At 67.3% G+C, this 17,825-nt stretch carries 16 protein-coding genes and 1 pseudogene; 6 read left to right on the top strand and 11 right to left on the bottom strand.

The genetic code is table 11. From position 1 onward, the window contains the following. Positions 1-4 precede the first annotated feature (4 nt). The 7 genes from ACSAGD_RS11095 to ACSAGD_RS11065 form a co-directional block, all read right to left on the bottom strand. Entirely contained in the window at positions 5-1,087 is a 1,083-nt protein-coding gene (locus ACSAGD_RS11095; protein ID WP_437582802.1) for an Rv2578c family radical SAM protein, read from the bottom strand. Between the two features lie 43 nt (positions 1,088-1,130). Continuing rightward, positions 1,131-1,916 (bottom strand): energy-coupling factor transporter transmembrane component T, encoded by a 786-nt coding sequence (locus tag ACSAGD_RS11090; RefSeq protein WP_437582801.1) that lies wholly within the window; start codon positions 1,914-1,916, stop codon positions 1,131-1,133. After that, positions 1,913-3,652, bottom strand: coding sequence for an ABC transporter ATP-binding protein (locus tag ACSAGD_RS11085; RefSeq protein WP_437582800.1), 1,740 nt, complete (start codon positions 3,650-3,652; stop codon positions 1,913-1,915). Before ACSAGD_RS11085 ends, ACSAGD_RS11090 begins: the two co-directional genes overlap by 4 nt. Before the next feature lie 7 nt (positions 3,653-3,659). Then, positions 3,660-4,256 (bottom strand): ECF transporter S component, encoded by a 597-nt coding sequence (locus ACSAGD_RS11080; RefSeq protein WP_437582799.1) that lies wholly within the window; start codon positions 4,254-4,256, stop codon positions 3,660-3,662. Between the two features lie 141 nt (positions 4,257-4,397). Next, a complete protein-coding gene (locus ACSAGD_RS11075; RefSeq protein ID WP_437582798.1) occupies positions 4,398-5,771 on the bottom strand; it encodes a cell division initiation protein in 1,374 nt (457 codons plus the stop codon). A gap of 146 nt (positions 5,772-5,917) precedes the next feature. Continuing rightward, positions 5,918-6,877: a pirin family protein gene (locus ACSAGD_RS11070; RefSeq protein ID WP_437582797.1), complete on the bottom strand. Its 960-nt coding sequence runs from the start codon at positions 6,875-6,877 to the stop codon at positions 5,918-5,920. Between the two features lie 7 nt (positions 6,878-6,884). Continuing rightward, positions 6,885-7,199 carry a GNAT family N-acetyltransferase gene (locus ACSAGD_RS11065; RefSeq protein ID WP_437582795.1) on the bottom strand — a complete coding sequence of 105 codons (315 nt, stop codon included), beginning with the start codon at positions 7,197-7,199 and terminating at the stop codon, positions 6,885-6,887. Positions 7,200-7,291: 92 nt separating this feature from the next. On the opposite strand from ACSAGD_RS11065, the gene ACSAGD_RS11060 reads away from it, so the two are divergent. The 4 genes from ACSAGD_RS11060 (at position 7,292) to recQ (ending at position 11,466) form a co-directional block, all read left to right on the top strand. Beyond that, positions 7,292-7,882: a hypothetical protein gene (locus tag ACSAGD_RS11060; protein WP_437582794.1), complete on the top strand. Its 591-nt coding sequence runs from the start codon at positions 7,292-7,294 to the stop codon at positions 7,880-7,882. Between the two features lie 127 nt (positions 7,883-8,009). After that, positions 8,010-8,747: a YcnI family copper-binding membrane protein gene (locus ACSAGD_RS11055; protein WP_437582793.1), complete on the top strand. Its 738-nt coding sequence runs from the start codon at positions 8,010-8,012 to the stop codon at positions 8,745-8,747. Further along, positions 8,744-9,601 carry a copper resistance CopC family protein gene (locus ACSAGD_RS11050; protein ID WP_437582792.1) on the top strand — a complete coding sequence of 286 codons (858 nt, stop codon included), beginning with the start codon at positions 8,744-8,746 and terminating at the stop codon, positions 9,599-9,601. Before ACSAGD_RS11055 ends, ACSAGD_RS11050 begins: the two co-directional genes overlap by 4 nt. Beyond that, positions 9,598-11,466 carry a DNA helicase RecQ gene (gene recQ, locus ACSAGD_RS11045; protein WP_437582791.1) on the top strand — a complete coding sequence of 623 codons (1,869 nt, stop codon included), beginning with the start codon at positions 9,598-9,600 and terminating at the stop codon, positions 11,464-11,466. The genes ACSAGD_RS11050 and recQ overlap by 4 nt, the downstream gene beginning before the upstream one ends. Here recQ and ACSAGD_RS11040 read toward each other — a convergent pair. Then, positions 11,445-12,290: an SDR family oxidoreductase gene (locus tag ACSAGD_RS11040; protein ID WP_437582790.1), complete on the bottom strand. Its 846-nt coding sequence runs from the start codon at positions 12,288-12,290 to the stop codon at positions 11,445-11,447. The two genes, recQ and ACSAGD_RS11040, sit on opposite strands and share 22 nt — an antisense overlap. A gap of 274 nt (positions 12,291-12,564) precedes the next feature. Between ACSAGD_RS11040 and ACSAGD_RS11035 the strand changes: the two genes are divergently transcribed. Further along, positions 12,565-14,682: an acyl-CoA dehydrogenase family protein gene (locus ACSAGD_RS11035; protein ID WP_437582789.1), complete on the top strand. Its 2,118-nt coding sequence runs from the start codon at positions 12,565-12,567 to the stop codon at positions 14,680-14,682. 15 nt (positions 14,683-14,697) lie between these two features. On the opposite strand, the gene ACSAGD_RS11030 is transcribed toward ACSAGD_RS11035, so the two are convergent. Both ACSAGD_RS11030 and ACSAGD_RS11025 read right to left on the bottom strand, forming a co-directional pair. Continuing rightward, complete coding sequence (locus tag ACSAGD_RS11030) at positions 14,698-15,357, bottom strand: SDR family oxidoreductase (protein ID WP_437582788.1); 660 nt, start codon at positions 15,355-15,357, stop codon at positions 14,698-14,700. Positions 15,358-15,403: 46 nt separating this feature from the next. Then, complete coding sequence (locus tag ACSAGD_RS11025; protein WP_437582787.1) at positions 15,404-16,405, bottom strand: aldo/keto reductase family protein; 1,002 nt, start codon at positions 16,403-16,405, stop codon at positions 15,404-15,406. Positions 16,406-16,529: 124 nt separating this feature from the next. Between ACSAGD_RS11025 and pip the strand changes: the two are divergent. After that, a pseudogene (gene pip / locus ACSAGD_RS11020) lies at positions 16,530-17,487 on the top strand (prolyl aminopeptidase). Between the two features lie 33 nt (positions 17,488-17,520). On the opposite strand, the gene ACSAGD_RS11015 reads toward pip, so the two are convergent. Then, the gene (locus ACSAGD_RS11015; protein WP_437582786.1) at positions 17,521-17,808 is read right to left on the bottom strand and encodes a zinc-binding dehydrogenase; all 288 of its coding nucleotides are present in this window, start codon (positions 17,806-17,808) and stop codon (positions 17,521-17,523) included. Positions 17,809-17,825: the final 17 nt, after the last annotated feature.

Below are 17,825 nucleotides of genomic sequence, written 5' to 3'. Positions count from 1 at the left end.
GGCGTCAGAACAGCATCGCCTCCGTCGGAGCGCCAACCTCCCGCTGCTCGCGGCGGGATCGACTTCGACGCTCGCCGCGAGAGTTTCGCAGGGCGGCCGCACCAGAACCCGTGCCGTCGTCGAAGGACACCGTGCGACGCCGCTCGAGCCCATGAGACCGGATGAGGGGCCGGATGCGTTCGGCAAGCCAATTCCGATACTCCTTCGGGGCGTATGGGCCGTCTGCGTAGAGGCGCGTGTAAGTCGGCAGCAGCTCGGGGTGCTCCCGCTGAAGCCACATCATGAACCAGGGCTTCACGCCCGGTCTGAGGTGCAGCGCCGAGAAGAGCGCGTAGCTCGCGCCTGCGGCGGCCACTCGCCGGAGTGCCTCGTCGAGATGCTCGAGCGAGTCGGTCAGGTACGGCAGGATCGGCATGAGGAACACCCCGCACTCGAGCCCTGCGTCGCGAGCCGCAGTCACGGTGGCCAGGCGCGCGGGCGCTGAGGGCGTTCCGGGCTCGACCGAGGACTGCAGCTCGTCGTCGTAGATGGCGATCGACATGGCGACCTCCACCGACACCGAGCGGGCGGCGTCGGTGAGCAGGCCGAGGTCTCGACGCAGCAGCGTGCCCTTCGTGAGAACGGAGAACGGCGTGCGGGACTGCGCGAGAGCCTCGATGATGCCGGGCATCAGTCGGTACCGGCCCTCGGCTCGCTGATACGGGTCGGTGTTGGTGCCGAGGGCGACGTGCTCGTGCTGCCACGGCGGCCGGGCGAGCTCGCGACGCAGCACGTCGGCGACATTCGTCTTGACGACCACCTGGCGATCGAAGTCCTCACCTGCGTTGAGTTCGAGGTACGCGTGGGTCGGTCGTGCAAAGCAGTAGGTGCAGGCGTGCGAGCAGCCACGGTAGGGATTGATCGTCCATTGGAACGGCATGTCTGACGCTGCTGGAACGCGATTGAGGGCCGACTTCGCGAGCACCTCGTGGAAGGTCATGCCCGCGAACTCCGGTGTGCTCACCGACCGCACGAGCCCGCTCGGCTTCGTCAGGCCCGGCAGTGCATCGTCGTCTTCGCGAGCAAGCTTCTGAGTGTCCCACCGCATTCGTTAAGTAGAACATATCTTCGCATTGTTCGAAAGTCGGAGGTCAGATTATTCGAATCCCGACGATGATGATGAATGCCGTCAGCCAGAAGATCGCAATGAAGCAGACGTCTCGTGCGCGGAACGGCACGCTGTGGCGCTCCGTACGCGTCTCGTGTGCTCCGAAGGCCCGCGAGTCCATCGAGAGCGAGACGCGTTCGGCGTGCCGGATGGCGCTCGCGAGCAGTGGAATGACGTATCCGATCGAGCGCCGCAGCCCGGCGATGGGACCACGTCCGCTCACCGATCCGCGAACGCGGTGCGCCTTGCGAATGACGTCGAGCTCGTAGCGGAATCGCGGAACGAAGCGATAGGAGGCCAATGCCGCGTAGCCGATGCGGTAGGGCACTCGCAGGTGCTCGACCGCGGAGCGAACGAGGTCGGGGCCGGTCGAGCTGAGCCCGGTCAGCAGGGCGAGCGTCACGATGCTCACGAGGCGCAGCGCTGTGGCCGCTCCGACCTGGAGGGCGCTGACATAGAGGCGGTAATCGCCGATGCGCAGCAAAACCTGAGTCTGCTCGAGGCGTCCGGGGTCTGCCCAGATGCTGAACGCGACCGCGAGCATCGCGGCGGCGACCGGAAGTGCGACGAAAAGAAGCACGAGATGGCGGGGTCGGATGCGGGTTCCGGAGAGAAGGAGCGCGTAGGCGAGGGCGATGAACGCGAGCGGGGTCGCGATGTCACGCGTGAAGACGAGGACGATCATCGCCGGAAGCGGACCGGCGATGGTCGCGAGCGGATTGATCGTGTACAGGAATCGCCCTGAGGCCTGCGTCTGCACCGCGGTCATGCGGCACCTCCCGCGTCGCCGCCCATCAGGGCAGCGCGGGGGAGATCGGCGAGGCGGGTCACGCCGTGCCACCGGGCATCCTCCAGCTGCGACATGGCCTGAGCGAGCGGGGGCTGGCGCAGGCTGTGCGCGGTGAGCAGGTTGCGGTCCGAGAGGATGCCGGCGGGCCCGCCGTCCGCGGTGATGCGACCGTCGGCCACGACGACCACGCGCGAGGCGTGCTCGGCGACGAGCTGCATATCGTGCGACACGATGATGATGGTCGAGCCGGCGTCGCGCAGATCGTCGAGCATGCTCATGAGCTCATCGGCGCGTTCGCGGTCTTGGCCGAAGGTCGGCTCGTCGAGCGCGAGAATCGGCGCGCCGACGATGATCGCCGTGCCGACGGAAAGCCGGCGCTTCTGACCTCCGGAGAGGAGGAAGGGATGCACATCGCGATGCTCTGCGAGCCCGAGTCGCGCGAGCATCCGCTCGACCCGTTCGTCGATCTCGTCCGCGCTCAGCCGTCGCCCGTCGGCGTCACCGTGTGCGCGGAGCCCGAAGGCGAGCTCCTCGGCCACGCTGTTCGCGACGAACTGGTGCTCGGGGTTCTGGAACACGAAGCCGACGCGCTGAGCGAGTGCGCGGGTGTTCCGCGTCGCGGCATCCATTCCGCCGATGTGCACGTGCCGCTTCGGAGGGCGCATCACTCCCGTGATGGACTGCACGAGCGTCGTCTTGCCTGCCCCGTTCGGGCCGACGATCGCGAGGAAGTCACCCTCGCGCACGTCGAGACTCACGCGATCGAGCAGGGTGCGCTCGCCGCGGCGGATCGTCAGATCGCGCACCTGGATGAGTGTCGAGCGGTCGCTCTCTTGGGCCGGTGGACGACCCGGTGCCGGCAGGTCGAGCGCGTCGAGCTCGCGCACGAGGGCCGGCATGGTCAGGGGAACGGTCGGCAGCGCGAACCCGGCGGACTCCAACTGCCTGGCGGCCTCCGTCGCCGTCGGCAGCCAGACTCCGAGCGACGCGATCTCGGCGTGATGCTCGGTCAGCACCGTGCGCGCGTCGCCGGAGAACGCGGTGCGGCCGCTTCGATCCAGCACGACGACGCGATCGGTGATGGCGAGGGCGGCATTGACGTCGTGCTCGATCAGCAGGATCGAGCGGCTGCCGTCGGCCACGATGTCGCGCAGCACGGCGTAGACCTCGTCGCTCCCGGCTGGGTCGAGGTTGGCGGTGGGCTCGTCGAGCACGAGGAGCGGTGTGCGCATGGCCAAGGCGCTTGCGATCGCGAGGCGCTGCCGCGCGCCGCCCGAGAGTACATCGGGGGAGTCGGCGCGACGCTCCCACAGCCCGACAGTGCGCAGGGCGGCTTCAGCGCGGTTGAGAATCTCTGCGACATCGAGCCGCATGTTCTCGAGGGCGAAGCAGACCTCGTCGAGCACGGACGCGGTGACGACCTGCGCGTCGGGGTCTTGGAACACCATGGCGACGTGCTCAGACAGCGTCGCCGTGGGAGTCGTGGTCGCGTTGAGACCGTCTGTCTCGACGGATCCGATGAGATCGGCTGAGAGCGACTGTGGAATGAGCCCGTTGACCGCGAGAGCGGCCGTCGACTTTCCGCTTCCCGACGGGCCGAGCAGCAGCACGACCTCGCCGGGTGCGACGCTGAGGGTGACGCCGTCGGGTGTGAAGCCCTCGCGTTCGGCGTGCCGAATGCGGACGTCGTCGAGCCTCAGAACGGAGCCCGGCATTGCGGCGTCAGGCCGCCATCATCGGCAGCGGGCTGTTCGAGCGATGCGCGTGCTGACGAGAGTCGATGTGATTCTGGATGCCGCGCGCAACGCCCGTCCGATCGAGACCGGACGCGATGAGTCGGCCGATCCAGGTGAAGAGGATCGGGCTGATGCCGAACATGCCGAAGTACACGAGGTTCGCCCAGCCCGCGAAGTGCTCCATTCCGACCGCGAAGAACACGGACCCACCGAAGACAAGTCCCATGATCGCGGCAGCGAGGTAGAAGACCCAGGCTCTCCAGTACCGGTACTTGGTGACCGCGAACGGCAGCTCCTGCAGGAGGCCGATCGCGAGACCCGTTCCGAGGTAGCGCATGATGAACGCGGGGTTCACGGCAGAGCCGACGAGACCGGCGATGAGGCCCGTGATGAGGGCGACACCGGGGCGACGCAGCAGCGACTGCGCGATGACGCCCGGCAGGAAGTACACGCCGATCGAGAGCCCGTAGATGATCGGCACGGTGACTGAGACGATGCCGTTGATCAGGCCTGCCGCTGTGAACACGAGACCGCTGCCGACTCCGATCGCCGCGCACGTCATGAGGAGTCGGGTGTTGAACATGGCAGGGTCCTCAAGATCGGGTCTGGCGGCGATTGCAACCGTAACCAATTTAGCTGAGGCTTGCCTACATCGGCAATCACGAGCTGAGCCCCCTGAAGCGGGATGCTCCAGGGGGCTCAGCTGCAGAAGATCCTCTGTCGGCTATCTCTCGACGGAGTCTTCGTCGTCCTCGTCGAACGACGCCTCGGGCGGAGCCTCGACGACGAACTCCTTCGTGAACGACACCGTCTCATCGGCATCCTCGGTCGTCTCATCAGACTCGCCCGCGTCAGCGTGCTCGGACTCGTCGACGTCCACGGTCGCGAACGAGCCGCCCTCGGGGCGGATCAACTCACGCACCTCGGACATGAAGCTCGTGAGCTGCTGCTGCTGCCAGCGCAGCTCCCGCGTGCGATCCTCGGCGTCGCGGAGCACCGACGTGGAGTGGTCGATGACAGTGTCGACGATCTTCTTCGCCTTGATCTGCGCGCGCTCGAGAACCTCGCGGGCGTGCACCTGGGCGTCGGCTTCGATCTGCGATGCCTGGGCGCGCATGAGCTTCTCGTAGTCGTCCGCGCGGCTGGAGATCCGCTGCGCGTGCTCGAGGGATGCCTCGACCTGCTCGTTCGCGTCGGAGGTGATCCGCTCCGCGTGGGCGACCGCCTGATTGTGGAGCACGAGGAACTCCTGCTGGGCGTCGTCCTGCCGGCGGGTGAGGGTCTCCTCGAACTCGAGGACGCGCGCGTTCATCTCGCGCACCTCGCGCTCGGCTTCGGTCCGCTGCTCGGTGGTCTCGCGTGCGACGATCGCGCGCAGCGATGCAGCGCCCTTCTCGGCCTCGGTGCGGATGGCCTCCGCCTCCCGCTCGGCCTGTGCGACCTTCTCCGTGGCGTGGGCCTGCTCCCGCTCGAGGCGCGCCTCGTGTGCGGTGTACTCGGTGTCGATCTTCAGGCGGATCTGGTCGGCATCGTGCTCGGCCTGCTCCCTGATGCGGGCGACCTCGGCGTCGAGCTCTGCGCGCCGGCTCGCCTCCTGATCGCGCGCCGCAGAGAGCAGACGCTCGGCCTGGATCGTCGCGTTCTGGATGATCGCATCCGCCTGCTCTTCGGCGACCCGCAGGACGGCCTCGAAGCGCTGCCGTGATTGCTCGACGTCCTCGTCGGACTCGTCGTCGTCACCGTCCGCGTGCGGGCGGTCGCGCAGCTCGATGCTGAGCGTCTGCACCTGCTTCTCGGCCTCGGCGGCGCGCGCCTGTGCTTCGGCGAGCTGCTCTTCGAGCTCGGTCGAGGCATCGCTCGTCTGGGACTGCGCCTGCTCGAGTTCGGCCTTGTGCCGGATCAGCGCCTCGTCGAGCGCGGTCGTGACGCGCTGCAGCCGGCTGGTGAGATCGCCAAGCGCGGTGTGCACCTCGTCTTTGTCGTAGCCGCGGAACGCGACCGTGAAGTTCGGCTGCTCGTCAGGGCGCGACTGGATGAAGTTCTCGAAGAACTCGTCGTTGCCGGCGTTGTTCGAATTGGGGGCAGAGGGGTCTGTCATGAAATGTCGCCTTAGTGATGGAGATGGGGGTGGTGGTTCCGTGAAGGACGTCAAAGCGTGACTCTGATGTCTCTATTGTGCCAATCAGAGCGCGCCGATAGTAGGCGAGCGGTGGGGCCCGCGATGAGCGTGATCAGTGCGAGGTGTCAGAGGCGCCGCCGACGGGGTGTCAGTGTGACCGACGGCAGAGGAGGAGCGGGGATGCGGTCATCGCCATGACCCGGAACATGGCCGAACCTCGCCGACCCGGCCTCCCACTCGTCGCGCGCGGTCACGATCTCATCATGATCGCGGCCGACGAAGTTCCACCACATGACGAGATCTTCGGCAAACGGCTCGCCGCCGATGAGGATCGCCCGCGCTCCGGTATCCGATTCAACCCTGATGGAGTCGCACCCGTCGCCGATATACAGCAGCGGGCCCGGCGTGACTCGCACGCCGTCGACGATCGCCTCGCCCTCGACGATCAGCACCGCATGCTCGAACGAGGGGTCGACGGGGATGCTCGTGGCCGTCCCAGCATCCACGGTCACGTCCGCGCCGAGGAGAGGTGAGAACGTGGTCGCGGGCGATGCCGCGTCGCCGATCGCGCCGACGAAGACCTGGGCTCGGATGCCGTCGCGCGACCACACCGGAAGGTCGACGTGCTGCTCGAAGAACGGCTCGATATGCGCGAAGTGCTGCGGCAGGGCGACCCACAGCTGAACGCCTGTGAGCGAGACGCCCTCCGGCTGCGGCGTGGAGAACTCCGAGTGCGAGATGCCGTGGCCGCTCGTCATGATGTTGAGCTGCCCCGGTTCGATGTGCACGTCGCTCAGCTCGCTGTCGCGGTGACGGATCTCGCCGTTCAGCGGCCACGTCACCGTCTGCAGGCCGGTGTGCGGATGCGGAAGCACCTGCATGGGCACGCCCGCCTCGTCGAAGTAGTCGAGGAAGCACCAGGCGCCCACCGTCGGCAGTCCGCGCTGCGGCAGCGACCGGTGAACGGTGATGCCGCGGATGCCGCCGAGCGGAACCTCCCGCGATTCGAGCAGCAGCGTCGTCGGGCCGGGAGAGACGACGGTTCTGGTCAGCTGCTCCTCTGCGGGAGCGTCGAAGCGCGTCATCGGCGGGTCACCCGCGCTGGTGCTTGGGCGTCGGCCACTGCACGTGAGCGTCGAGGTCGTGGTGACGCTTGAGGTACGCCTGGATGAACGGGCAGTACGGCACGATGACCTCATCGCGAGACGCGGCGTCTTCGAGCGAGCGTCGCGCGAGGATGCTGCCGAGCCCCTGCCCCGAGAATGCGTCGTCGACCTCCGTGTGCACGAACGCTGTGCCGGCCTCGGTGAGCTTGTACTCGGCTTGACCGGCGAGCGTGTCGCCCATCCAGAGCTCGTAGCGGTTCGCCGCCTCGTTGCGGACGACCTTCGGTTCGGTGTCGGCCATATCGGCACCTCCTTGTAGAGCCCTACCGTACCCCTCCGCGCCTGGAAGAACCACGCCCGCGGCGCCTATGCTGGTCACGGAAGGGAGATCGGATGGGACCACGCGCCGTCCGCGCGCTGCGCGGCACGATCGCGGCATCCGTCTCCACCTTCGTCGCCGCCGCGTCCCACAGCGTGGCGGACGGACAGGCGGCGAGCCTCTTCGCCGTGTGCGTCGCGCTCACGGCATCCGTCTTCGTCTGCATCGCCCTCGTGGGTCGCGATCTTTCGCGATCGCGACTCAGCGTCGCCGTGCTTCTCAGCCAGCTCGCTTACCACGGCATGTTCGCCTTCGCGCCGCCCGGCGGCACCGTCGAGCGCGCCGATGGTCTCGGACCGCACGCCGCGCACGTGGCCGCAACGGTCGAGGTGCACGCGCAGACGGCGGTGCACCATCACGGCGCGGGAATGTGGGCGGCGCACATCATCGCGGCGCTCGTGACGATCGCCGCACTGATCAAAGGCGAGACGGTCGTGCGAAGCCTGTTCGAGACGCTGCGGGTCGCGGTCGTCGCACTGCTTCTCCGTCCCGTCCCCGTCGTCATCGGTCGCGTGGCCCGCGTCGCTGCGGAAGTCGGCGTGGCCCGACTCGTCTCCGTCGACCTGACCTCGCGGCCCGACCGGGGTCCGCCCGCGTTCGCCTGACGCTGGCAGAACCGCGCTTTGCGGGATCTGCGCCGTCACCGTGCTCCGGCGGCGATGCCCGTGCATCGTCGCTCTCAGAACTCTCACGCCGCACGGCGTGAGCACGAACGCGAACAGGAAAGCAGTCATGACACAAACACGAAAGACCATCACGCGCCTCGGCCTCGGGGCCGCGGCAGGAGCGGCTCTCGCCCTCGCCGCTCCGCTCACCGCAAGCGCGCACATCCACGTCGACCCCGAGTCGGCGCCGGCCGGATCGAGCAGCATCCTCACCTTCACCGTGGGGCACGGCTGCGATGGCTCGCCCACCACGGAGGTCACGATCGGCATCCCGGATGAGGTGACCACCGTGAAGCCGGTCGTGAACCCCGGCTGGGCCGCCGCGACATCGACCGAGCCCGTCGAAGACGGCGTGACCGACGCGCACGGCAACCCGGTGTCGGAGCGTACGAGCGCCGTCACGTTCACAGCGAACACCCCGCTCGACGACGGCCAGATCGATATGCTGTCGGTACAGGTGTCAGTGCCTGAGGATGCCGAGGGGCAGACGCTCGCCTTCCCGGTCACCCAGACCTGCGAGAGCGGGTCGATCGCGTGGGATCAGGTCGCCGAGGACGGCGAAGACGAGCCCGAATCGCCCGCGCCCGTCATTGAGGTGACGAAGGCGGAGGCCGCGCACGGGGAACACGGAGACACGTCCGCCCCGGCAGCGAACGGCGACGATTCCGCGGCTGCCTCCGCAGCATCCTCGAACGACGACGACCTGGTCGCACGTACAATTGGACTAGCCGGTCTCGCCGTCGGCGCCGCAGGAATCGTCCTCGCGGTGATGGCGCGGCGACCCCGGACGAAGGAGAAGAAGTGACGCAGAAGACGAGCACATTCCGACGCAGGGCAGGAGGGGCGGTCGCCGCGATGGCGCTCGCGCTTGCGGCATCCGTCGCCGGTGCTCTGCCGGCGTCCGCGCACACGCAGGTGACGCCGTCGGCGCCCGAACCCGGCTCGACCGTGACGACCGGGCCCGTGACGGTCGCGGTGACAGCGACCGATCCGATCCTCGAGAGCGGGCACAAGGGCATCGTCGTGAAAGGCCCCGATGACGAGGAGCTCTACTACGGCGACGGCTGCGCGACTGTGACGAACGGCGGCACCCTGAGCTCGGATGTCACTCTGGGCGAGCCCGGCGAGTACACCGTGATCTGGACGCTCGTCGCCGAGGACGGTCACCAGCAGAGCTCAGACGACTTCGAGCCGTTCACGTTCACGTGGCAGCCGGATGCCGGTGAGAAGACAGCCCCGGGCTACACCGAGGCGCCGGTCTGCGGTGAGGACGCTCCCGAGACAGCCCCCGGCTCGGCAGACGAATCCGAATCCGGAGACACCGACGCGAAGGACGACACCGCGGAGTCCGCGGCTCCCGACGCGACCGCCGAGGGCGATGCTCCCGCGCCGCTCACGGAGAACGACGACGAGTGGCACGACATCGGCTGGCTCATCGCCGCCGCGGGAATCGTGTTTCTCGCTGCCGCGCTCGTCGTGTTGATCTCGGTGCGTCGGAAGATGCTCGCCGACGACGATGAGACCGAGGATGCTCCGGCGGACGATGCCGCTGGAACGAGCACTCCAGAGCCGACGTCTCCGGAGCCGGATGACCCGGATGAGCGCGACGACAATTCGTCCACAGGCCGCTCGGACGGCGGGACGACCCCAAGCGCATGATCGAGTCGGTGCCACCGGCTACGGTGGAGGCGATGACTTCCCCGACCGGTGGCACCGCCCTCGATATTCTCCGCAGCGTCTTCGGCTACGACGAGTTCCGCGGTGATCAGGCGGCGATCGTCGATCACGTCGCCCGTGGCGGAGACGCCGTCGTGCTCATGCCCACCGGCGGCGGCAAGAGCCTCTGCTATCAGATCCCGACGCTCATGCGTGAGGGAACGGGCGTCGTCGTGTCGCCGCTCATCGCCCTCATGCACGACCAGGTGCAGGCTCTCCACGCGGTGGGCGTCAGGGCCGCGTATCTCAATTCGACGCAGACGCTCGATGAGCGCCGTGAGGTGGAGCGCGCCTATGTCTCCGGCGAGCTGGACATCCTGTATGTGGCACCCGAGCGGCTCAGCGTCGAGAGCACGCGATCGCTCCTCGATCGTGGAACGATCGCGCTCTTCGCGATCGACGAGGCGCACTGCGTCTCTCAGTGGGGGCACGACTTCCGCCCCGACTACCTTGCGCTCTCGGAGCTCGCGGAGCGGTGGCCCGATGTTCCGCGCATCGCCCTCACGGCAACCGCAACAGAGGCGACTCACCGCGAGATCACCGAGCGCCTGAGCCTCGGACGCGCGGAGCATTTCGTCGCGAGCTTCGACAGGCCGAACATCCAGTACCGCATCGTTCCCAAGCGAAGCGTGCGAGATCAGCTCGTCGAGTTCATCCGCGCCGAGGGCGCGGACTCTGCGGGCATCGTCTACGCTCTCAGCCGCAAGACCGTGGAGCGCACAGCGGAGCACCTCACGCAGCACGGCATCCCCGCCCTGCCCTATCACGCGGGGCTCGACGCCGCGACGCGTGCCGCGACACAGTCGCGCTTCCTCCGTGAGGAGGGGCTGGTCGTAGTCGCGACCATCGCCTTCGGAATGGGCATCGACAAACCCGACGTGCGCTTCGTGGCGCACATCGACCTGCCGAAGTCGGTTGAGGGCTACTACCAGGAGACCGGACGTGCGGGTCGTGATGGCGAGCCGTCGGTCGCGTGGCTCGCGTACGGGCTGCAAGATGTCGTGCAGCAGCGACGGATGATCGACGACTCCGACGCCGACATCGCCCACAAGCGTCGGGCCGCCGCGCACCTCGATGCGATGCTCGCGCTGTGCGAGACCGTCCAGTGTCGGCGCGTCAATCTGCTGCGCTACTTCGGACAGACGAGTGAGCCGTGCGGCAACTGCGACACGTGCCTCGAACCGCCCGCGGTCGTCGACGGCACCGTCGCCGCCCAGAAGCTGCTCTCGACGGTCGTCCGGCTCGACCGGGAGCGCGGTCAGCGTTTCGGTGCGGGTCACCTGATCGACATCCTCCGCGGCAAGCAGACCCCGCGCACGACGCAGCACGGGCACGACGCCCTCAGCACATGGGGCATCGGAGCCGACCTCTCAGAGCAGGCGTGGCGTGGCATCGTCCGTCAGCTGCTCGCACAGGGGCTTCTCGCCTCACGGGGCGAATACGGCGTGCTCGGAATCACGCAGGCGAGCGGAGACGTGCTGCGAGGGGAGCGTACGGTGCAGCTCCGTCAGGAGTCCGAGCGGACCCCGCGCGTCAGAAAGACGAAGAGCAGCGCACTCAGCGAGCTCGATCCCGCTTCGGTCGAGCTGTTCGAGCGGCTCCGTTCATGGCGTGCGGAGCAGGCCCGTGAGCAGGGCGTGCCCGCGTACGTCGTCTTCTCGGACGCCACGCTGCGCGGCATCGCCACGTCGAAGCCGAACACGAGCGCGGAGCTCAGCGGCGTGAGCGGCGTCGGTGCGGCCAAGCTCGAGCGCTTCGGCGCCGCGGTTCTCGAGGTCGTTCGCGATCACGCCGTGCGCGGAGCGTGAGGATCGCCCGCGCACGACGCTGACGCCTGAGGTGGCGTGCCACTCTGGGCGAGCCACTGCTGCCACGTGATCGTTCCGGCGCGTGAGTTCGGGGCGAGGTTGACGCCGGAGCGCAGATACCGGCCGATCGCCGTGATGAGCGGAACCGGAAGCAGAAGTGCCGAGCGTCCCGTGTATTGCAGCCACTGCTGAGTGAACTCTCGGACCGTGCCGATCTCAGGCCCGCCGTACGAACGGATGGTGTCCTCACCCTCATCGTCGATCGCATCGACGATGAGCGGTGCGATGTCGGCCACGTCGATGGGCTGCAGTCGTGCTCGGGAGGAGGTCGGGATGATCCGGTAGCGCGCGGCCGTCGTCACGTGCTCCAGCATCTGCTCGTAGAGCACCGTGAATCGCACGACGGTCGTCGGGATGCGCGAGTCGAGGTAGACCCCCTCCTGGTCGGTCTTCGCCTCGTAGTACGCGAAGTCGCTCTGGTCGCAGCCGACGTCGGAGACCACGACGGCGCGCGAGATGTTCGCGCGCATCGCGGCATCCGTCAGCTGTGCCGCAGAGACGCGGAACACCGCCTGTGCCACGTGGGAAACGCCGTTCACGCAGTCGATCACCGCATCGACACCGTCGAGGTGCGCATCGATCTCACCTGGCTTCGATTTGTAGAGGTCGCATTCCCGGTAGTCCACGCCCTCGACGTACTCCGCTGCGCCTGATGCCGGCACTCGCCGCGACAGCGACCGCACAGCGTGGCCACGCCGAACGGCCTCGGCCGCGACGGCGCGACCGATGAGTCCTGTACCTCCGATGACGAGGACTGTGCTCATGACCCGATGTCAACTCTCTGCGAATGAAGACCAGATGGGAACTGAGGTTCTCCCTACTAGTTGATAGTGCCAGGTGAACCTGCAGAAAGTCCCCATACGGGGGTCTCATTTCGTTGTGTATTTCGTCAGTGTTGAAAGAGGGATGCTGTGGAGCAGCCACAACTGCGAGGGCATCCCCGCCGAGTGCTTTGTAGTCCCCTCACGGGACGTTTCCGGGCCGCGAGGTCGCGTGCCTACTGTGGACTCACCGACTGATCTGAAAGGCGAGGTACTCATGGCTGAGGCAGTGCCGGGAACGACCGACGAAGTAACCGAGGTGGCGAACGTCGAGGAGAATGTCGACACTGGTCCGGTGCACATTCCGGCATCCATCGACATCGCTGACCTGCAGAATCGTCTGCTGGGCACATGGGCCGACATCCGTCGCAGCTCCCGCGAGCTCGCTGCGCGTCCTGACATGCAGCGCATCGAGGGGCAGCCGATGGAGGAGCACCGCGCGCGTGTGTTCGAGCAGCTCGGAAAGCTCGTCGAGAACGGGCAGGTTCTGCGTGCGTTCCCGAAGGCGCTCGGCGGGGGAGACGATGCGGGCGGCAACATCGCAGGCTTCGAGGAGCTCGTGCTCGCCGACCCGTCGCTCCAGATCAAGTCCGGCGTGCAGTGGGGGCTCTTCGGCGCGGCCGTTCTGCACCTCGGCACCCAAAAGCACCACGAGAAGTTCCTGCCCGGCATCATGACCCTCGAGGTGCCCGGCGCCTTCGCCATGACGGAGATCGGGCATGGCTCTGACGTCGCATCGATCGGAACGACCGCGACCTACGATGAGGCAACGCAGGAGTTCGTGATCAACACGCCATTCAAGGGCGCGTGGAAGGAATTCCTCGGTAATGCAGCGCGGGACGGCATCGCCGCCACCGTGTTCGCGCAGCTCATCACGAAGGGCGTCAACCACGGCGTGCACTGCTTCTACGTGCCGATCCGTGACGAGAACGGTGACTTCCTGCCCGGTGTCGGCGGTGAAGACGACGGCCTCAAGGGCGGTCTGAACGGCATCGACAACGGGCGTCTGCACTTCACCGACGTGCGCATTCCGCGCGAGAACCTGCTCAACCGGTACGGCGACGTCGCCGAGGACGGCACCTACTCGTCGCCCATCGCGAGCCCCGGCCGTCGCTTCTTCACGATGCTCGGAACACTCGTTCAGGGTCGCGTCTCGCTCGACGGCGCGGCGACGACGGCATCCGCTCTGGCGCTCACCATCGCGATTCAGTACGGTGACCAGCGCCGTCAGTTCAACGCCGCTTCTGAGTCCGACGAAGAGGTGCTGCTCGATTACCAGCGTCACCAGCGCCGCCTATTGCCGCGCCTCGCGCAGACGTATGCGCAGACGTTCGCGCACGACAAGCTCCTGACACAGTTCGACGACGTCTTCAGCGGCCGGCGCGACAGCGATGACGACCGCCAGGATCTCGAGACGCTCGCCGCCGCTCTCAAGCCGCTCTCCACGTGGCACGCGCTCGACACGCTGCAGGAGTGCCGCGAGGCGTGCGGCGGTGCCGGGTTCATGAACGCGAACCGCTTCACGAGCCTCCGCGCCGACCTCGACGTCTACGTGACGTTCGAGGGCGACAACAACGTGCTTCTGCAGCTCGTGGCCAAGCGCCTGCTCTCCGACTACTCGAGCAAGTTCCGCAAGGCCGACGCCGGAGCGCTCGCGCGCTACGTCGTCTCGCAGGCGGCGGACCGCGCCTACCACGGCAGCGGCCTCCGCACGCTCGCGCAGACGCTGGGCGACTTCGGCTCGACCGCCCGCTCGGTCGGCCAGCTGCGTGACACCGCCGTTCAGCGCGAGCTGCTCACCGATCGCGTCGAGACGATGATCGAGACCATCGGGCAGCGGCTGCGCCCGGCGTCGAAGATGTCGAAGGTGGATGCCGCCGAGCTGTTCAACTCGCAGCAGAACGAGCTCATCGAGGCGGCGCGCGCCCACGGCGAGCTGCTGCAGTGGGAGGCCTTCACGGAGGAGCTCGAGAAGGTCACGCACGACGAGACGAAGAAGGTGCTCACCTGGCTCCGGGACCTCTTCGGGCTGAGCCTCATTGAGCGCCACCTCGAGTGGTACCTCATGAACGGTCGCCTGTCGTCGCAGCGTGCTCAGGCCGTCGGTGCGTACATCAACCGACTCGTCGCGCGGCTGCGTCCGCACGCTCTCTCGCTGGTCAAGGCGTTTGGCTTCGAGGAGGCCCACCTGCGGGCGCCGATCGCCACCTCGGGAGAGTACGAGCGTCAGGAGGAGGCGCGCGCCTACTACGTGGCACTCCGTGAGTCTGGCGAGGCGCCCGTCGATGAGAAGACGCTGCGCGCTCGCGAGAAGGCCGCGAAGAAGAAGAGCTAGCGCAGAACGCAGAGACTACGCGGATGCCGTGCGAACGGCATCCGCGATCTCTGTGTCTCCGCTGACGAGATCGAAGGTGCGCCCGATCGTCTCGGGCGCATCGAGCACCGCAGCGATGGTCGACGCGACGTCCGCGCGCGGCACCTCGCCGTACGTCACCGTGCTGCTGAGGGTGACGCGCCCGGTTCCCGGGCCGTCGGTGAGGCGTCCGGGGCGGATGATCGTCCAGTCCAGCTGCGTCGCGCGCAGAGCGTCATCTGCCTCGCGCTTGGCGATCACGTAAGCGCCCCACACCTCGCCGCGCTCGGGATCGGGATCGTTCTCCACGCCGATCGCCGACACCTGCACAAAGCGCCGAGCTCCGACCGCGGCTGCGGCAGCCGCGGAGGTGACGGAGCCGCCGTAGTCCACGGTCCGCTTGCGCTCCACGCCGGAGCCCGCGCCCGCACCGGCGGCGAACACGACGGCATCCGCTCCCTCGATCGCGGGTCGCAGGTCGTCGACGTTCGCGGTCTCGATGTCGACGATCGCGGCGGTCGCACCGGTCTCCTCAATGTCTCCCGTGTGCTCGGGATTGCGTGCGATCGACACGACCTCGTGCCCGGCCGAGGTCAGTTCGCGCGCGAGCAGAAGAGCGATCTTGCCGTGCCCTCCGACGATGGCGATGCGTGACATTGTTCCTCCTGGTTGGTGTCGAGATCGGATGCCGCGTGAGCGGCGCCTATGACGGACGCTGCGTCGGCCGATCGGTCTTCGAGGGGTCCCGCTCGACGACGTGCCCGATCGCCTCGTCGATGCGGTCGAGGACCTCCTGCTCGAGCGTGGTGCCCGAAGCGGCGACGTTGTCGGCGATCTGCTCGGGGCGTGAGGCGCCGATGATGGCGGACGCGATGTTCGGGTTGCTGAGCACCCACGCGAGCGCGAGCTGCGGCATGCTGAGGCCCACCTGCTCGGCGATCGGCCGCAGGTTCTGCACGGCGGTCAGAATCTCGTCGTCGAGGTAGCGGCTGACGGACTTCGACCCCTCGGCATCCGTGGCTCGGCTGCCCTCGGGAGCCGGCTGCCCCGGCAGGTACTTGCCGGTCAGCACGCCCTGCGCGAGCGGCGACCAGACGATCTGCGAGATGCCGAGGTCTTCGGAAGCGGGCACAACCTCCTCCTCGATGACGCGCCAGAGCATGCTGTACTGCGGCTGGTTCGAGATGAGGTGGATGCCGAGCTCGCTCGCGAGTGCGTGGCCCGCGCGCAGCTGGTCGGCGGTCCACTCGCTCACGCCGATGTAGAGCGCCTTGCCCTGCCGGACGATGTCGGCGAACGCGAGCATCGTCTCCTCGAGGGGAGTCTCAGGGTCGTAGCGGTGCGCCTGGTAGAGGTCGACGTAATCGGTGCCGAGTCGGCGCAGCGAGCCGTTGATGGACTCGAGGATGTGCTTGCGGCTGAGTCCCGAGTCATTCGGGCCCTTCGGGCCGGTGGCGCCCCACACCTTCGTGAAGATCTCGAGCGACTCGCGGCGCTGCCCCTTGAGCGCGTTGCCCAGAACCTGCTCGGCGACGGTGTTCGCGTATACGTCTGCGGTGTCGAACGTGGTGATGCCGTGATCGAGCGCGGCATGCACGCACGCGGTCGCCACCTCGTTCTCGACCTGGCCGCCGTGAGTGAGCCAGTTTCCGTACGTGATGTCAGAGATCTTGAGTCCGCTGTTGCCCAGGTATCGATACGCCATGATCCAACGCTACGGCAAACCACCGACGCTGCGAAGGGGGTGGCGAGACATGTGACGAGAGGCATGGAGAGCACTCCCCGTCGAGATCAGCGCGGAATTCGCGGTACGGTCAGAGTATGGAGACATGTACCCGAACATCGAACCGTACGACACGGGGATGCTCGAGGTGGGGGACGGTCAGCGGATCTACTGGGAGACCAGTGGCAATCCGCAGGGGAGACCGGTTGTCTTCGTGCACGGGGGACCGGGTGGCGCGACGACACCAACTCATCGACGAGTGTTCGACCCGGTGAAGTATCGAATCATCCTCTTCGATCAGCGTGGCTGCGGCAACAGCACGCCCCACGTGAGCGAACCGGAAGCCGACCTGACGAACATCACGACGTGGAAGCTCGTCGACGACATGGAGAAACTGCGCGAGCACCTCGAGGTCGACGCGTGGCAGGTCTTCGGCGGCTCGTGGGGGGAGCGCTCTCGCGCTGGCCTACGCCGAGACGCATCCTGATCGCGTGACCGAACTCGTGCTGCGTGGGATCTTCACGCTGCGCCAGGTCGAGATCGACTGGTTCTACGAGGGAGGGGCGGCCGCGCTGTTTCCCGACCTGTGGAAGAAGTTCGTCGAGCCCGTGGCGATGCAGGACAGAAACCACATGGTGCAGGCTTACGCCGAGATGCTCGCCGACCCTGACCCCGAGGTGCACGTACCTGCGGCGCAGGCGTGGTCGGAGTGGGAGTCCTCGACGATCACGCTCGAGCGCGATGAGTCGAAGGTGGATGCCTTCACGGAGCCGACGTTCGCGACGGCGTTCGCGCGTCTCGAGAACCACTTCTTCATGAACAGAGGCTGGTTCGAGGAGGGGCAGCTGATTCGGGATGCCGGCAAGCTCGCGGGCATCCCTGGCGTCATCGTTCAGGGGCGCTACGACGTCTGCACTCCGGCGATGACGGCGTGGGAGCTGCATCGGGCCTGGCCGCAGGCGGAGCTGACGATCGTTCCCGATGCGGGGCATGCGTTCGACGAGCCGGGGATCCTCTCGGCGCTCGTCGACGCGACGGATCGCTTCGCTAAGCCGCAACGGTAGGGCCGTCATCGATGACGTGACTGCGACCCTGCCTCACTGGGCATCGCTGAACGTCAGAAGAACCTTTCCTCTGTGCTGACCCGAATCGAAGTATTCGTGAGCCGCCTGAGCCTGTTCGACAGCGAACGTGCGGTCGACAGGGACGGTGACAGAACCAGCGGCGACCAGGGGCCAGACAAGCTCACGGACCCGAGCGATGATCTGCGCCTTCTCCTCGAGGGGTCTGGCGCGGAGATTCGTCGCGATGATACCGGCGCGCTTGGTGAGCAGCATCCCGAGATCGAGATCGGCGTGCGTGCCACCTGTCAGACCGATGATCACGAGTCGGCCGCCGAGAG

Source organism: Paramicrobacterium salitolerans (assembly GCF_051513965.1).
In the GTDB taxonomy this organism is placed as follows: Bacteria; Actinomycetota; Actinomycetes; order Actinomycetales; family Microbacteriaceae; genus Paramicrobacterium.
The sequence above is the reverse complement of the archived record's forward strand: the minus strand, read 5'-3'. Positions and strand labels throughout refer to the sequence as shown.

Bases quoted from the DNA above. Each gene is read 5' to 3' on its own strand.
- recQ (WP_437582791.1), top strand. From the start codon at position 9,598: ATGATCGAGTCGGTGCCACCGGCTACGGTGGAGGCGATGACTTCCCCG.
- ACSAGD_RS11085 (WP_437582800.1), bottom strand. From the start codon at position 3,652: ATGCCGGGCTCCGTTCTGAGGCTCGACGACGTCCGCATTCGGCACGCC.
- ACSAGD_RS11025 (WP_437582787.1), bottom strand. From the start codon at position 16,405: ATGGCGTATCGATACCTGGGCAACAGCGGACTCAAGATCTCTGACATC.
- ACSAGD_RS11030 (WP_437582788.1), bottom strand. From the start codon at position 15,357: ATGTCACGCATCGCCATCGTCGGAGGGCACGGCAAGATCGCTCTTCTG.
- ACSAGD_RS11075 (WP_437582798.1), bottom strand. From the start codon at position 5,771: ATGACAGACCCCTCTGCCCCCAATTCGAACAACGCCGGCAACGACGAG.
- ACSAGD_RS11080 (WP_437582799.1), bottom strand. From the start codon at position 4,256: ATGTTCAACACCCGACTCCTCATGACGTGCGCGGCGATCGGAGTCGGC.
- ACSAGD_RS11060 (WP_437582794.1), top strand. From the start codon at position 7,292: ATGGGACCACGCGCCGTCCGCGCGCTGCGCGGCACGATCGCGGCATCC.
- ACSAGD_RS11055 (WP_437582793.1), top strand. From the start codon at position 8,010: ATGACACAAACACGAAAGACCATCACGCGCCTCGGCCTCGGGGCCGCG.
- ACSAGD_RS11040 (WP_437582790.1), bottom strand. From the start codon at position 12,290: ATGAGCACAGTCCTCGTCATCGGAGGTACAGGACTCATCGGTCGCGCC.
- ACSAGD_RS11065 (WP_437582795.1), bottom strand. From the start codon at position 7,199: ATGGCCGACACCGAACCGAAGGTCGTCCGCAACGAGGCGGCGAACCGC.
- ACSAGD_RS11070 (WP_437582797.1), bottom strand. From the start codon at position 6,877: ATGACGCGCTTCGACGCTCCCGCAGAGGAGCAGCTGACCAGAACCGTC.
- ACSAGD_RS11090 (WP_437582801.1), bottom strand. From the start codon at position 1,916: ATGACCGCGGTGCAGACGCAGGCCTCAGGGCGATTCCTGTACACGATC.
- ACSAGD_RS11035 (WP_437582789.1), top strand. From the start codon at position 12,565: ATGGCTGAGGCAGTGCCGGGAACGACCGACGAAGTAACCGAGGTGGCG.
- ACSAGD_RS11095 (WP_437582802.1), bottom strand. From the start codon at position 1,087: ATGCGGTGGGACACTCAGAAGCTTGCTCGCGAAGACGACGATGCACTG.